The following is a 13,404-nucleotide window of genomic DNA, read 5'->3' as shown; positions in this document are numbered from 1 at the left end:
TCATTTTGTCACTTCGTTTAAGCGACTTTATTATTATAACTCGTCGACTCATTGAAGTCAATAACTTTTTTTGAAGTTATTTTTTTGTCATCGCCTTGTTTAGCGGCAACGAATAATAATATACCACCTTGTAAATAATAGTGCAATAGTTTTTTGAAGAAAAAACTAAGGAATTATAAAAGAGCGTCATCCTTCTATTAGAAAGGTTGACGCTCTTTTAAATTAGCGCTGTCTCATTTGCGGGAATAACAGTACATCTCGGATCGAAGGAGCATTCGTAAGCAGCATGACCAGGCGATCGATCCCGATGCCTAAGCCTCCTGTTGGCGGCATGCCATACTCCAGGGCTTCAACGAAGTCTTCATCCATTAAATGAGCTTCATCATTACCCTCTTCTCGTTCTTTTAATTGGGCTTCAAAGCGTTCTCTTTGATCAATAGGATCATTTAGCTCTGTGAATGCATTTGCGTGCTCACGGCCTACGATAAACAGTTCAAAACGGTCTGTGAAGCGCGGATCCTCTGGATTTTTCTTAGCAAGAGGAGAAATTTCTACTGGATGTCCATAAATAAACGTTGGCTGGATAAGCGTTTCCTCGATTTTTTGTTCGAAGAATTCGTTTATAATATGGCCCACTGTCATAGAGTCTTTAATCTCTACACCATGCTCTTTTGCATATTCACGGGCTTGCTCAACAGTTACATCTTCCCAGAAGTCAACGCCTGTCGCTTCTTTGACTGCGTCAACCATATGGATTCTTTTCCACTCAGGTTTCAGTTCGATTTGTTCTTCCCCGTATTGAATTGTCGTCGTGCCAAGCACTTCTTGCGCGATATGAGCGACAAGGTTTTCAGTTAAGCTCATGATATCTTTATAGTCAGCATACGCTTCATATAATTCAATCATTGTAAATTCAGGGTTATGGCGTGTAGAGACGCCTTCATTACGGAAAACACGGCCGATTTCATATACTTTTTCTAAACCGCCGACAATCAAGCGTTTCAGATGCAGTTCAATCGCAATACGCATGTAGAGCGGAATATCTAAAGCATTATGATGGGTAATGAACGGACGCGCGGAGGCTCCCCCTGGAATGCTGTGCATAGTTGGTGTTTCTACTTCTAAGTATCCATGATCATCAAGGTATCTTCTCATCGCTTGAATGATCTTGCTGCGTGTGATGAACGTATGTTTGCTGTCTGGATTTACGATAAGATCCAAGTAGCGTTGACGGTATCGCTGCTCAACGTCTTTTAAACCATGGTATTTATCCGGCAGCGGACGAAGCGCTTTTGTCAGCAAATCAAATGATGTTGCTTTTACAGACAGTTCGCCTACATTTGTTTTGAACACTTTTCCGGTTACGCCGATAAGGTCGCCAAGGTCGGAAGATTTGAAGATTTCATATTGGTCATCACCGACACTGTCTTTTCTTACGTAGATTTGAATTTGACCTTCTAAATCCTGAAGGTGCGCGAAGCCGGCTTTTCCTTTGCCGCGTTTTGTCATCATACGGCCTGCGATTGTGACTTCAATCGCTTTTTCCTCTAACTCTTCTTTCGTTAGATTTTGATATGCCGCAATAATTTGCTCAGATTGATGAGTTCTTTCAAAACGTGCGCCGAATGGATCTATACCGTTTTCTCTCATCTGATTCATTTTGTCGCGTCTGACTTGCAGCTGGTCGTTCAATTCTTCATGATTATGCTCTTCTTGACTCATTGTTATCACTCCATTACAGATATTGTTTCATGAAAAAAGCAGAAAAACTGCCAGCGTAAAACTGGCAGTGAGCAGCAAATAGAGGTGAATGTTATCCTACTTTTGCGTCTTGAAGCTCTTTTGCCTCAACTTCAACAGTAAATGCATCTAAAAGCTGTACAAGCTCTTCTCTTGTCTCGCAATGATTGATTCCATTACGAACCTCCGCATTGCCTCTTATGCCTTTCAGATACCATGCAGCGTGTTTTCTCATTTCTCTTACCGCTACATTTTCACCTTTTAAGTTAATCAGGCGGTCAAGATGCAGTTTGCATACCGCCATTTTTTCGCGTACTTGCGGCTCTTCTTTTAATTCACCTGTTTCAAGGTATTGAACCGTACGGTAAATCATCCACGGATTGCCTAATGCGGCACGGCCGATCATGACCCCGTCTACTCCTGTTTCATCAAGCATACGCTTAGCATCCTGCGGCGTCTTGACATCGCCGTTCCCGATAACCGGAATCGATACAGATTGTTTTACTTCTTTGATAATATCCCAGTTTGCAGTTCCTTCGTACATCTGCACTCTTGTACGGCCGTGAAGTGCAACTGCTTTTCCGCCCGCACGCTCGACAGCCTGTGCGTTTTTCACCGCGAAAATGTGGTCTTCATCCCAGCCCATTCTCATTTTCACTGTGACTGGTTTATCGACGGCATCCACTACTGCAGAAACCATTTCATAAATCTTATCGGGATCGAGAAGCCATTTTGCTCCCGCATCACATTTTGTAATCTTTGGTACTGGGCATCCCATGTTAATATCAATGATATCAGCAGTTGTGTTCTGGTCTACAAACTTCGCCGCTTCCACAAGGGTTTCCTTTTTTCCTCCGAAGATTTGAAGGCTGAGCGGTTTTTCACGTTCATCAATGTAAAGCATACCCATTGTTTTGGCATTGTTGTAAAGGATCGCTTTGTCACTGATCATTTCAGCGCAGACCAATCCGGCTCCGAATTCCTTTACAGTCAATCTGAATGCTGAGTTGCAGACACCGGCCATAGGGGCCAGCACAACCCGGTTTTTTAATTGAATATCACCGATTTTAAACATTTTTCCCCTCCTTTCATTTGTTATTATTTTCTGGCGGCGCTAATTCGTCCGCGCTTATATTTAAAACATCTGCTGCACTTTGAATGATGGCAGCTGACGGCAATCGGTTTCCGCGTTCAATTTCGCCGAGAATAGAAACTGATATACCTAACGCTTTCGCAAATCCTTCTTGAGTATAACCTTTCAGCTTTCTGAATGCACGAATTCGTCTACCCCAGATTTCTGCTTCCATACTCTTACACCTTCTTGGTCGGTTTCCGCGCTTTTTGCCTCTTTTTCAACCCGCGTGCATATTTCCGCAAGCGGTGCAAGGACAAATAAACGCTCATACATTCTCGGATGCGGAACAATTAGTTGCTCTGTTTCAATATTTTCACGATTAAACAGTAAAATGTCAAGGTCTGCCGTCCGCGGCCCCCATCTGACTTCTCTCGTCCTGCCCAATTCATTTTCTATATGCTGCGTGAGCTCCAGGAGCTGAAACGGATTCAGCGACGTCTCGATTTCAACTGCCATATTTAAAAATTCATCTTGAGCTTCGTATCCGACTGGGTCTGTTTCGTAAATAGAAGACACTTTTGTGACTGTCACTGCCTCATGTTGATGCAGCATCGCCACCGCTCGCCGTAAATACGTTTCTCTATCTCCAATATTAGATCCAAGTGCTATATAAGCTGTATTGTTCATGATTTTTTTCTCGTGATTTCTATTGCTACTGATTTATAGTGGCCGGGAATTGGCGGATCTGGCTTAATCACTTTTACAGTACATTGCTGCACCTGATGAAATTTCTTCAGGACAGTGTCCGCAATACGTTCTGCCAGTGTTTCCACTAGTTTCACAGGCTCACCTTCGACGATATCTTTACATACGTGGTAAAGCTCGGCATAGTTAATGGTTTGCTCAAGGTCGTCTGTTTGTCCCGCTTTGCTTAAATCTAATTCTGCGGTTAAATCGACTTTAAAACGCTGTCCGAGCTTGTTCTCCTCTTTTAACACACCGTGGTAGCCGTAAAACTCCATGCCTTCTACGTAGATTTTATCCATGATGCATCCCTCCCTTGTTCAGCATTGCATCCATCATTTTCGCCATTCTGGCTATTTGTTTTACATCATGGACTCTCACAATGTCACAGCCTTTTTGAATGCCTAAACACACGGTTGCGCCTGTGCCCTCAGCCCGCTCCTCAGGCGGAAGATCCAGGACACGGCCGATAAATCTTTTTCGGGAGGTTGCAAGAAGAACCGGATAGCCAAGTCCGCTGAAAACTTCGAGTTTGTTCATGACTGCCAGATTATCGTGATAGTCCTTCGCAAAACCAATGCCGGGATCGAGGATAATGTTCTTTTCCTCTACACCTGCTTCAACAGCAATCTTTACACTTTCCATTAAGTCCGACAGCATATCCGGTATTAAGTCGTTGTAGTTTCTCTCTTTGCGGTTATGCATGAGAACGATCGGAACATTGTGTTCAGCTGCAACAGAAGCCATTTTCGGATCGTACTTCGCTCCCCAAATATCATTGATGATTGAAGCGCCGGCTTTAACAGCTTCATCTGCGACAGAAGCCTTGTACGTATCTACAGAGATCGGCACTGCGAGCTCTTTTGTAATCCGCTCTATCACAGGAATCACTCTGGACATTTCTTCGTCCACGGACACATATTCGGCGCCGGGTCTTGTCGATTCGCCTCCGATATCAATGATATGCGCACCGTCATCAATCATCTCTTTCGCATGCAACAGGGCATTGTCCAGGCTGTCATATTTTCCGCCATCCGAGAAAGAGTCAGGCGTTACGTTTAAAATACCCATCACCAGCGTCTTTTCTCGATATGATAATGCGCTGGGTTTGGTATGGATTACTTGTGTTTGGTCTATCGTTTGCCGCGCCATTCTCTTCCTCCCTGTCATGAATTCATGTTCTTTATTTCTTGGTGGTATAGCGTTTGTAAAGCGGAAGTTATTTCTCCGTTTTGGCCCGGATAGTTCACTTCTTCTATTTTAGAAAACGGAATGATCTCAAGAACCGAGTTGGTCATCCATGCTTCATCTGCCGTCAAAAGGGCTTCAAGCTGGTAGCGGCCTGTTTTGACATCCATCCCTATTTTCTTTGCGTTCTCCATGACAAAACGTCTCGTGACGCCGTCAAGAATTCCGGTATCAAGTGATGGTGTATAGATAGAGCTGCCTTTTCTCCAGAAGACATTTGAAATGATGCCCTCTGCTACAGCGCAATCCTCCGTTAAAAAGATCCCTTCAAACCGCGGATCATTTCCGATCTCCCGTTTCGCATACATATTATTTAAATAGTGATGTGATTTTAACCGGAACGGCCCCTCCGGTGTGTTTCTCCGTACCGATAAAACCTTTCCTTCCTTTTGCAAAGGAAGACTTTCTGGTTTTAACTGATTAACAAAACATAAAACAGTCGGGTTATCGTAAGTTTGAGCAGCGAAGCCTTTATCACTGATGCCGGCTGATATGTTCAGCCTGACGCGGGCATTGCCGTCTTTGATATCATTCAGCCCGAGCAGCTTGTCCAGCATTTCAATCATCTCTTGTTTTGTCACAGTGTATTCGATTTGCAGATCCTTAAGTGCGCGTTCAAGCCGTTCTATATGCCAATCAAGCAGGAACGGCCGGCCTTCATAAAGCCTGAAGGTCTCAAAAACACCGATCCCATATAAAAAACCATGGTCAAAAGGAGAAAGAACTGCATCTTTCTCCTCTATAAATCGGCCGTTTACATATATCATCACGCAATGACTTCCTTGCGGTACGTTTCAATAAAATTTCTGAGCATTTCTTTTCCAAAGGAAGTCATAATAGACTCTGGATGAAATTGAACGCCTTCTATCGGAAGGTCATTGTGCCGAATAGCCATGATTTCTCCTTCTTTCGTTTGTGCGGTTACTGTGAAACAGCTTGGCAGCGTCTCAGGTTTTACGATCAGTGAGTGGTATCGTGTCGCCACAAGCGGGTTTTGCAAACCTTTAAAGATCGTCTTGCCGTCATGCTCGATTTCTGAGGTTTTTCCGTGCATCAGCCGCTCTGCTCTGACCACGTCTCCGCCAAACTCCTGTGCGATAGACTGATGTCCGAGACACACGCCAAAAACGGGAATTTTGCCTGCGAAGTATTTAATTGCTTCAAGGCTGATTCCAGCTTCATCAGGACTGCACGGTCCGGGTGAAATCATTAAGAAATCCGGTGACAGCTCTTCAATTTGCTCTATTGTGATATCGTCATTGCGTTTTACAATCAGCTCTTCTCCAAGCTCGCCCAAATACTGCACTAAGTTGTACGTGAAAGAATCATAGTTATCAATCATTAAAATCATTTCTCCGCTCACCTCATCTAATTTTTGTCTCTGCTTCGCTCAGCTCTAACGCCTTTTGCATCGCAAAAGCTTTTTTGAATGATTCTCTGTATTCATGCTTAGGAACAGAATCAATCACAACTCCTGCTCCGGATTGCATAAACGCCTGCCCTCCGGCTGCATAAATGGTTCGGATCACGATATTAAACTGAAGATCCTGATTATACCCAAACCACCCTATAGATCCAGTATAAAGCCCACGGCGTGTCGGCTCAAGTTCTTCTATAATTTCCATTGTCCTTACTTTAGGAGCACCTGTAATCGTTCCTCCAGGAAATACAGCATGAATAATATCTACAGCGTCGTATCCATCCTGCAGTTCACCTTGGACATTAGACACAATGTGCATGACGTGGGAGTATTTTTCAATTGCCATGAATTCATTAACCCGCACTGATCCGTAACGGGAAACTCTGCCCAGATCATTTCGTTCTAGATCAACCAGCATGACATGCTCAGCGCGTTCTTTTTCATTATGGATTAATTCATTTGCGAGCGCTTCGTCTTCCTCATCCGTTTTCCCTCTGGAACGAGTGCCCGCGATCGGTCTTGTCTCTAACAGTTTGCCCTTTTTGCTGACAAGAAGTTCAGGAGATCCGCAAATAATTTGGAAATCTGGTGTTTCTAAATATGCCATATATGGAGAAGGATTCACTTCTCTCAGTTTTTTGTAGATCTCATACGGGTGAGCAGACAGCGGCTGCGACTGCCTGATCGATAGATTGACTTGAAAAACATCTCCGCTGGCAATGTATTGCTTGATTTTCTCTACAGCCTGAGAAAAGCCTTCTTCAGTAAAAGGCGCTGCAAAGGAACCGTCAGCTGTATATGTCATCTCTTGTAACGGCTCACCGGGAAGCTCAGTCAGCCACATATGTTCGAGCTGGGACAGCTTTTCGTCCGCTGATTCGTTCTCATCATTCACATGAGTGACCAGCCAAAGAGCCTGTTCTTCATGGTCATAGACGGCGATATCATCAAAGACAAGAAAATAGATATCAGGTGTCTCCAGGTCATCTAATGAGAGCATTTTAAAATTTTCAATGTAGCGTGCGTAATCATAGCTAAGAAAGCCGATTGCTCCCCCTTGAAAATCAGGCAATTCTTCATCCGTTTCTGTTTCCAGCGTTTTAAACCAACTGTGGAAGGCGCGTAATGGGTCACCCTCTTTAAACAGTGTCTCATCCCCATGCTTAATGGTTGTAATTCCGTCTTTTCCCTTGACAGCCGCAATTGGATCAAGACCGGCTATACTGTATCTGCCGCCTCTTGCACTTTCAAGAAGCACGTGCTGTTTTCTGGATTGTGAAAGTTTCTCATATTGTTGCAAGAATGAATCTTTTTGAAAAGGTACTTTTCTGCCTGCCGGTCTGCGTTGTGCCATTTATATCATTCCTCTGTTTTCTTTTTCTGCTTTTTTTATTGTAAAGCAATATCATGAGTGAAAAAAGTGAATTTCTCTTCCAAGGATAAGATTCGTCGCGGACACGGCATATTTGATGCACAAATAAAAAAACTCCCGGGCACCGGGAGTTTTTTCGAGCTTTTTAATCGAATTGATACAGCGGCGTACTCAAATAACGTTCGCCGTTACTCGGAATGATAGCTAATACTTTTTTGCCCTTTCCGAGTTTTTTCGCTACTTCAATAGCAGCATAAATGGCCGCACCTGATGAGATGCCTCCGAGAATTCCTTCTTCACGTGCAGCTCTGCGTGCATATTCAAATGCTTCTTCATTCTTCACAGGGAAAATTTCATCGTATACTTCAGTGTTTAAGATGTCGGGCACAAAGCCAGCTCCGATTCCCTGAATTTTGTGAGGGCCTGGTTTTCCTCCTGAAAGCACTGGGGAATCTGACGGTTCAACAGCGTAGATTTTGACGGAAGGATATGCTTCCTTCAGGACTTCACCCGCTCCTGTAATCGTTCCGCCTGTTCCGATTCCGGCTACAAATGCATCAAGCTGGTCATCACCGAATTGCTCAACGATTTCTTTACCTGTTGTTTGGCGGTGGATTTCAGGGTTCGATGGATTGTTAAACTGCTGCGGCACGAAGTATCCGTGTTTTTCAGCAAGCTCCTCCGCTTTCTTAATGGCGCCTTTCATGCCTTCCGCACCCGGAGTCAGCACAAGCTCAGCACCATATGCGCGAAGAAGGTTGCGGCGCTCCATGCTCATTGTGTCAGGCATAACCAAAATCGCTTTTAAACCTTTAGCAGCAGCAACCATTGCCAGCCCGATTCCTGTATTTCCGCTTGTCGGTTCAATGATTGTATCGCCAGCTTTTAATTTCCCTTCTTTTTCAGCGGCTTCAATCATCGCTAAACCGATACGGTCTTTTACACTGCTTCCAGGGTTCATGTATTCAAGCTTCAAATATACATCCGCACTGTTTTCATCAACAAGGCGATTTAATTTAACGATTGGCGTATTCCCAATTAATTCAGTAATGGAGTTTGCTACACGTACCATTCTCGACACCTCAATTTCCGACTATTTGTATTGGTATTATGTATATAATCTATCAATTTCAAAATTTTTTGTCAATCATTTAGTACTTTTTTCCCCATAGAACCAAGACACGTCAGCTTCTTTCCAAAGCGATTTTACAGTTGCTTTATCACCTAACTGATCCATTGCGATCTGGCGTTTAATCTGATTCTTCACTTCATCATATGAGAACGTTCTCGCATTTAACTTTTCTTTCAGTTGAATAATCGCATAGCCGTTGTTTACCTTTATCGGTTCGTTTGACCATTCATCTTGTTTTAGTGTCTTTGCTTCTTCAATGTATGATGACGGAATGTTGTCTGATGCCTCGGTGACAAACCCTAAATCTCCCCCGTACGGTGACGTATACCTGTCTGTGGACCGTTCCGCCGCAACAGCTTCAAAGCTCGAGCCGCCTTCAAGCTCTTTTAAAACTTGTTTGGCTTCCTCTTCATCCTTTACAACAATATGCCGAATACGATACGAATCATCAAACTGATACAGTTCTTTATTTTGATTATAAAATGATTTCATTTCTGTCTTTGAAATATCAATATCCTTTGTTAATAATTCCTCAAGAAGAATATTATAGCGAATTTGGTCTTTCCACTCTTTTTCAGTTGTATGCTCGTCTTCGTAAAATGAATTATTCACCGCCTTAATCAGCAGAAATTCCCGATCAATTTCACTTTTAGATACTTTGAGATTGTTCTTTTTGGCAAGCTGCTCTACCACTCGGACATTGATCATATCTTCAAGTGTTGATTTTCCGTATTCATCTTCCATTTCCTTCAGCCATTCTTCTCTTGTGACGCTTTTGCCTCCAATAGTAGCAATGGACTCGTCGGACGGGGAAGCACTGGCTTGAGATTTCGTCAGTGTATATGCCACTGCGATACAGCATACCAGCAGCGCGCCCCAAATGATTGTCCAGATTGTTCTTGATTTCAAATTTACTGTCAGCCCCTTTTCTTAAATTCAAAAAACCCGCTAAAGAGCTTAGCGGGTCGTTTGGTCTCGAAGCTCTTCCAGCTCTTCTTTTGTAAATAAGTACTTTTCATTACAAAAATGGCATACTGCTTCGGCTTGTCCATCTTCTTCTATCATATCTTGAATTTCTTTTTTGCCTAGTCCTAAAACGGCTGTTTCAAAACGCTCTTTTGAACAAGGGCAATGGAATTTAACAGGCATGGTTTCCAAAATCTCAGGCTTTTCTCCTAAGACTTCTTCCAAAATTTCTTCCGGCGCAAGCCCTTTTTGAATCAGTTTAGAAATAGGTTCTACTACAGATAGACGCTGTTCAATTTTTGTGATGGTTTCATCATCTGTTCCTGGAAGGAGCTGAAGAATGAAACCTCCTGCCGCCAAAATGGTGTTGTCTGGGTTAACAAGCACGCCGACACCTACAGAAGAAGGAACCTGCTCCGATGATACAAGATAGTACGTAAAATCTTCCCCCAGTTCTCCGGAAACGATTTCTACTTGCCCTGTGAAGAACTCGCGCAGGCCTAAATCTTTTACAACACTTAATGTTCCATCTGTTCCGACAGCGCGTCTGACATCCAGCTTGCCGTGTTCATTCAAGTCAAAATGAACATGCGGGTTTGAGACATATGCCCTGACTTCCCCTTTAGCATTTGCATCAGCAACAATCGCGCCGATTGGCCCGCCGCCTTCCACTTTCACTGTCAGCTTATCATCACCTTTCAGCATAGAACCAAGCATTAGTGAAGCTGTCATTGTACGGCCCAGTGCAGCGGATGCTGTCGGCCATGTATCATGCCGTCTCTGTCCTTCATTCACCATATCAGTCGTTTTTGCAGCATATGCGCGAACTTTTCCGTCATACGCCAGCGCTTTTACTAAATAATCCATTGCAAAACCTCCTATACACTTCCCACGCGGTTTCGTTCATAAATCAATTCCAGACCTTTTAGGGTTAAGAATGGATCAACGATGTCTATACAATCTGATTCGTTGGCGATTAATGGCGCAAGACCGCCTGTCGCAATGACTTTCGGTTCTTGTTTTGCCTGCCATTTCATTCGTTTTACGATTCCTTCCACTTGGCCGACATAGCCAAATAAAATCCCTGATTGCATCGCGCTTACAGTGCTTTTTCCGATAATATTGTCAGGCCGGGCGATTTCAATACGCGGAAGCTTCGCCGCACGCGAGTACAGCGCCTCAGTCGAAATTGTAATTCCAGGCGCAATCGCTCCGCCCATATATTGTTTGTTTTCATCGATATAACAGTACGTTGTGGCTGTACCGAAATCAACAACAATCAAAGGATTGCCGTACAAGTGAATGGCCGCAACAGCATTTACGATTCTGTCAGCGCCTACTTCTTTCGGATTGTCGTACTTTATATTTAAACCGGTTTTCATACCAGGACCGACAATTTGCGGTTCGATATGAAAGTATTTTGTGCACATTCTCTCTAACGCAAACATGATTGGCGGCACAACTGAAGAAATAATAATGCCTTCTATTTGTTCAAACATGAGACCTGAATGATCAAATAAAGAGCGCAGAATCATCCCAAACTCATCTTCTGTTTTATGCCTGCTTGTTTCTATACGCCAGTGATATTCTAATTCACCCTCATGATATACACCAAGTACAGTATTGGTGTTCCCCACATCAATAACAAGTAACAACCTCTATCACCACTTTTGAATAGTTTCTCTATCATTACTTTTACAAACATTCTACAATACCATACACGATCGGCGGCTCATTTGTAAACAAATCGATACCATAATTGGATGATTGAAAAGAGGGGCAGCAGAGGCGGGATTCACATAAAAAAACTGCCAGCGTCAGCCGGCAGTTTTTATCAGAAAGCGTTACTCTTTCGTATCGTCTTTCTTTTCTTCTGTTTTTGACAGAATGTTTACTTTGACATCATCGTTCTTCTCATCATCAGAGAACTTACGCTCAGGCAATGTCCCGTGATCGACAAGATGTTTGATTTGTTCAGCATCCAGTGTTTCAACTTCCAGAAGCGTCTGAGCAATCAATTCAAGCTTGTCACGATTTTCTGTCAGGATTGTTTTCGCACGCTCGTAACACTCTTTGATAATGCGCTGAATTTCCTGATCAATTTCGTAGGCAATTTGATCACTGTAGTTTTGTTCGTTGTTGAAATCACGGCCTAAGAATACCTGGCCACCCTGAGACTGTCCAAATTGCAGCGGTCCCAGTTTTTCTGACATACCGAATTCTGTAACCATTCGTCTTGCAATATTTGTCGCACGCTGGAAGTCATTGTGCGCTCCTGTGCTGACTTCGCCAAAGATAATTTCTTCAGCAACACGTCCGCCCAAGAGACCGACAATTTTATCAAGCAGCTCCGGCTTTGTCTGGAAGTAACGGTCTTCTCTTGGAAGCATAACTGCATAACCGCCAGCCTGGCCCCGAGGAACAATCGTTACTTTATGAACCATATCAGCCTCATCTAAAACGAGTCCGATAACGGTGTGTCCGCCTTCGTGATATGCCACGATATTGCGTTCTTTCTTGGAGATGACGCGGCTTTTCTTAGCTGGTCCGGCAATAACACGGTCCGTAGCTTCATCAATGTCGCGAGCATCGATTTTTTTCTTGTTTTGACGAGCCGCCACAAGAGCAGCTTCATTCAATAGGTTTTCTAAGTCAGCGCCTGAGAAACCAGGTGTTCTCATGGCAATCGATTTCAGATTTACCGTTTCATCCAGCGGTTTATTTCTTGCATGGACTTTCAATACAGCTTCACGTCCAATTACATCTGGGCGGTCCACTGTGATTTGACGGTCAAAACGTCCCGGACGAAGTAAGGCTGGGTCCAAGATGTCCGCACGGTTCGTTGCGGCAATGATGATAATTCCTTCATTGGCACTGAATCCGTCCATTTCAACAAGCAATTGGTTGAGCGTCTGTTCACGTTCATCGTGTCCGCCGCCGAGACCCGCTCCACGCTGGCGTCCGACTGCGTCAATTTCATCAATGAAGATCAAACAAGGCGCATTCTTTTTCGCGTTTTCGAACAAGTCACGCACACGGGAAGCACCGACACCTACAAACATTTCAACGAAATCAGATCCGCTGATGCTGAAGAATGGTACACCGGCTTCACCGGCTGATGCTCTTGCAAGAAGTGTTTTACCGGTACCCGGAGGTCCGACTAAAAGCACACCTTTAGGGATTCTTGCGCCAAGCTCGGCAAACTTGCGGGGATCTTTCAGAAATTCAACAACTTCCACAAGTTCTTGTTTCTCCTCGTCTGCCCCTGCAACGTCTTTAAATTTGACGCGTTTCTTTTCCTCTGTATATAGCTTCGCCTTACTCTTACCAAAGTTCATGACACGGCTGCCGCCGCCTTGAGCTTGATTGAGCAGGAAGAAGAACAGAATAAAGATAATGACAAATGGGATGATGGTCGTCAGGAACGTCACCCATCCGCTTGTTTCTTGAGCGGGATCAACCTTTACATCTGTCTTTTTTATAGCATTAAAGATCTGGTCTGCTCCCTTTCCTTCAGGAACATGAGTCAAAAAGTATTGATCCTTGTCGTAATTTTTCAGCTGTCCTTTTACCTCATAAACACCTCTGACAGGCTGAACCGACACGCTATCAACTTTCCCGTCATCCAGGTTTTTGATGAACGTGCTGTACGACATATTTTCTGTTTTCGGATTTGAGGTCTGGAAGTAGCTCACAACCCCGATTAC

At 43.8% G+C, this 13,404-nt stretch carries 14 protein-coding genes; all 14 read right to left on the bottom strand.

The features are described from left to right. Window positions 1-222: 222 nt before the first annotated feature. Window positions 223-1,722, bottom strand: a complete 1,500-nt coding sequence (lysS, locus tag CJU60_RS20030) for a lysine--tRNA ligase (protein ID WP_024123647.1) — start codon at window positions 1,720-1,722, stop codon at window positions 223-225. A gap of 91 nt (window positions 1,723-1,813) precedes the next feature. Then, the gene (gene dusB / locus CJU60_RS20025; protein ID WP_024123646.1) at window positions 1,814-2,815 is read right to left on the bottom strand and encodes a tRNA dihydrouridine synthase DusB; all 1,002 of its coding nucleotides are present in this window, start codon (window positions 2,813-2,815) and stop codon (window positions 1,814-1,816) included. A 13-nt stretch (window positions 2,816-2,828) separates the two neighbouring features. After that, window positions 2,829-3,047, bottom strand: a complete 219-nt coding sequence (locus CJU60_RS20020) for a helix-turn-helix domain-containing protein (protein ID WP_024123645.1) — start codon at window positions 3,045-3,047, stop codon at window positions 2,829-2,831. Continuing rightward, window positions 2,999-3,502, bottom strand: coding sequence for a 2-amino-4-hydroxy-6-hydroxymethyldihydropteridine diphosphokinase (gene folK, locus CJU60_RS20015; protein WP_024123644.1), 504 nt, complete (start codon window positions 3,500-3,502; stop codon window positions 2,999-3,001). Before folK ends, CJU60_RS20020 begins: the two co-directional genes overlap by 49 nt. After that, the gene (gene folB, locus CJU60_RS20010) at window positions 3,499-3,861 is read right to left on the bottom strand and encodes a dihydroneopterin aldolase (RefSeq protein ID WP_095714744.1); all 363 of its coding nucleotides are present in this window, start codon (window positions 3,859-3,861) and stop codon (window positions 3,499-3,501) included. The genes folK and folB overlap by 4 nt, the downstream gene beginning before the upstream one ends. Beyond that, window positions 3,854-4,711, bottom strand: coding sequence for a dihydropteroate synthase (gene folP / locus CJU60_RS20005; RefSeq protein ID WP_095714743.1), 858 nt, complete (start codon window positions 4,709-4,711; stop codon window positions 3,854-3,856). The genes folB and folP overlap by 8 nt, the downstream gene beginning before the upstream one ends. Window positions 4,712-4,725: 14 nt before the next feature. After that, window positions 4,726-5,574 (bottom strand): aminodeoxychorismate lyase, encoded by an 849-nt coding sequence (pabC, locus tag CJU60_RS20000; protein WP_095714742.1) that lies wholly within the window; start codon window positions 5,572-5,574, stop codon window positions 4,726-4,728. After that, window positions 5,574-6,158 carry an aminodeoxychorismate/anthranilate synthase component II gene (gene pabA / locus CJU60_RS19995; protein WP_095714741.1) on the bottom strand — a complete coding sequence of 195 codons (585 nt, stop codon included), beginning with the start codon at window positions 6,156-6,158 and terminating at the stop codon, window positions 5,574-5,576. Before pabA ends, pabC begins: the two co-directional genes overlap by 1 nt. A gap of 13 nt (window positions 6,159-6,171) precedes the next feature. Continuing rightward, the gene (locus CJU60_RS19990) at window positions 6,172-7,581 is read right to left on the bottom strand and encodes an anthranilate synthase component I family protein (RefSeq protein WP_095714740.1); all 1,410 of its coding nucleotides are present in this window, start codon (window positions 7,579-7,581) and stop codon (window positions 6,172-6,174) included. A 163-nt stretch (window positions 7,582-7,744) separates the two neighbouring features. Beyond that, on the bottom strand, window positions 7,745-8,671 hold the full coding sequence (gene cysK / locus CJU60_RS19985; RefSeq protein ID WP_024123638.1) for a cysteine synthase A: 927 nt from the start codon (window positions 8,669-8,671) through the stop codon (window positions 7,745-7,747). Window positions 8,672-8,746: 75 nt separating this feature from the next. Further along, window positions 8,747-9,640, bottom strand: coding sequence for a peptidyl-prolyl cis-trans isomerase (locus CJU60_RS19980; protein WP_095714739.1), 894 nt, complete (start codon window positions 9,638-9,640; stop codon window positions 8,747-8,749). 48 nt (window positions 9,641-9,688) lie between these two features. After that, complete coding sequence (hslO, locus tag CJU60_RS19975; RefSeq protein WP_024123636.1) at window positions 9,689-10,564, bottom strand: redox-regulated molecular chaperone HslO; 876 nt, start codon at window positions 10,562-10,564, stop codon at window positions 9,689-9,691. 11 nt (window positions 10,565-10,575) lie between these two features. Then, on the bottom strand, window positions 10,576-11,352 hold the full coding sequence (locus CJU60_RS19970; RefSeq protein ID WP_024123635.1) for a type III pantothenate kinase: 777 nt from the start codon (window positions 11,350-11,352) through the stop codon (window positions 10,576-10,578). A gap of 189 nt (window positions 11,353-11,541) precedes the next feature. Then, the coding region (gene ftsH / locus CJU60_RS19965; RefSeq protein WP_217989165.1) for an ATP-dependent zinc metalloprotease FtsH at window positions 11,542-13,404 on the bottom strand (1,863 nt) is incomplete at its 5' end.

Origin of the sequence: Bacillus sp. 7705b (assembly GCF_002289525.1) — a bacterium.
In the GTDB taxonomy this organism is placed as follows: domain Bacteria; phylum Bacillota; class Bacilli; order Bacillales; family Bacillaceae; genus Bacillus; species Bacillus halotolerans.
The sequence above is the reverse complement of the archived record's forward strand: the minus strand, read 5'-3'. Positions and strand labels throughout refer to the sequence as shown.

Coding starts and splice junctions, on each gene's coding strand:
- lysS (WP_024123647.1), bottom strand. CDS start 1,722: ATGAGTCAAGAAGAGCATAATCATGAAGAATTGAACGACCAGCTGCAA.
- dusB (WP_024123646.1), bottom strand. CDS start 2,815: ATGTTTAAAATCGGTGATATTCAATTAAAAAACCGGGTTGTGCTGGCC.
- CJU60_RS20020 (WP_024123645.1), bottom strand. CDS start 3,047: ATGGAAGCAGAAATCTGGGGTAGACGAATTCGTGCATTCAGAAAGCTG.
- folK (WP_024123644.1), bottom strand. CDS start 3,502: ATGAACAATACAGCTTATATAGCACTTGGATCTAATATTGGAGATAGA.
- folB (WP_095714744.1), bottom strand. CDS start 3,861: ATGGATAAAATCTACGTAGAAGGCATGGAGTTTTACGGCTACCACGGT.
- folP (WP_095714743.1), bottom strand. CDS start 4,711: ATGGCGCGGCAAACGATAGACCAAACACAAGTAATCCATACCAAACCC.
- pabC (WP_095714742.1), bottom strand. CDS start 5,574: ATGATATATGTAAACGGCCGATTTATAGAGGAGAAAGATGCAGTTCTT.
- pabA (WP_095714741.1), bottom strand. CDS start 6,158: ATGATTTTAATGATTGATAACTATGATTCTTTCACGTACAACTTAGTG.
- CJU60_RS19990 (WP_095714740.1), bottom strand. CDS start 7,581: ATGGCACAACGCAGACCGGCAGGCAGAAAAGTACCTTTTCAAAAAGAT.
- cysK (WP_024123638.1), bottom strand. CDS start 8,671: ATGGTACGTGTAGCAAACTCCATTACTGAATTAATTGGGAATACGCCA.
- hslO (WP_024123636.1), bottom strand. CDS start 10,564: ATGGATTATTTAGTAAAAGCGCTGGCGTATGACGGAAAAGTTCGCGCA.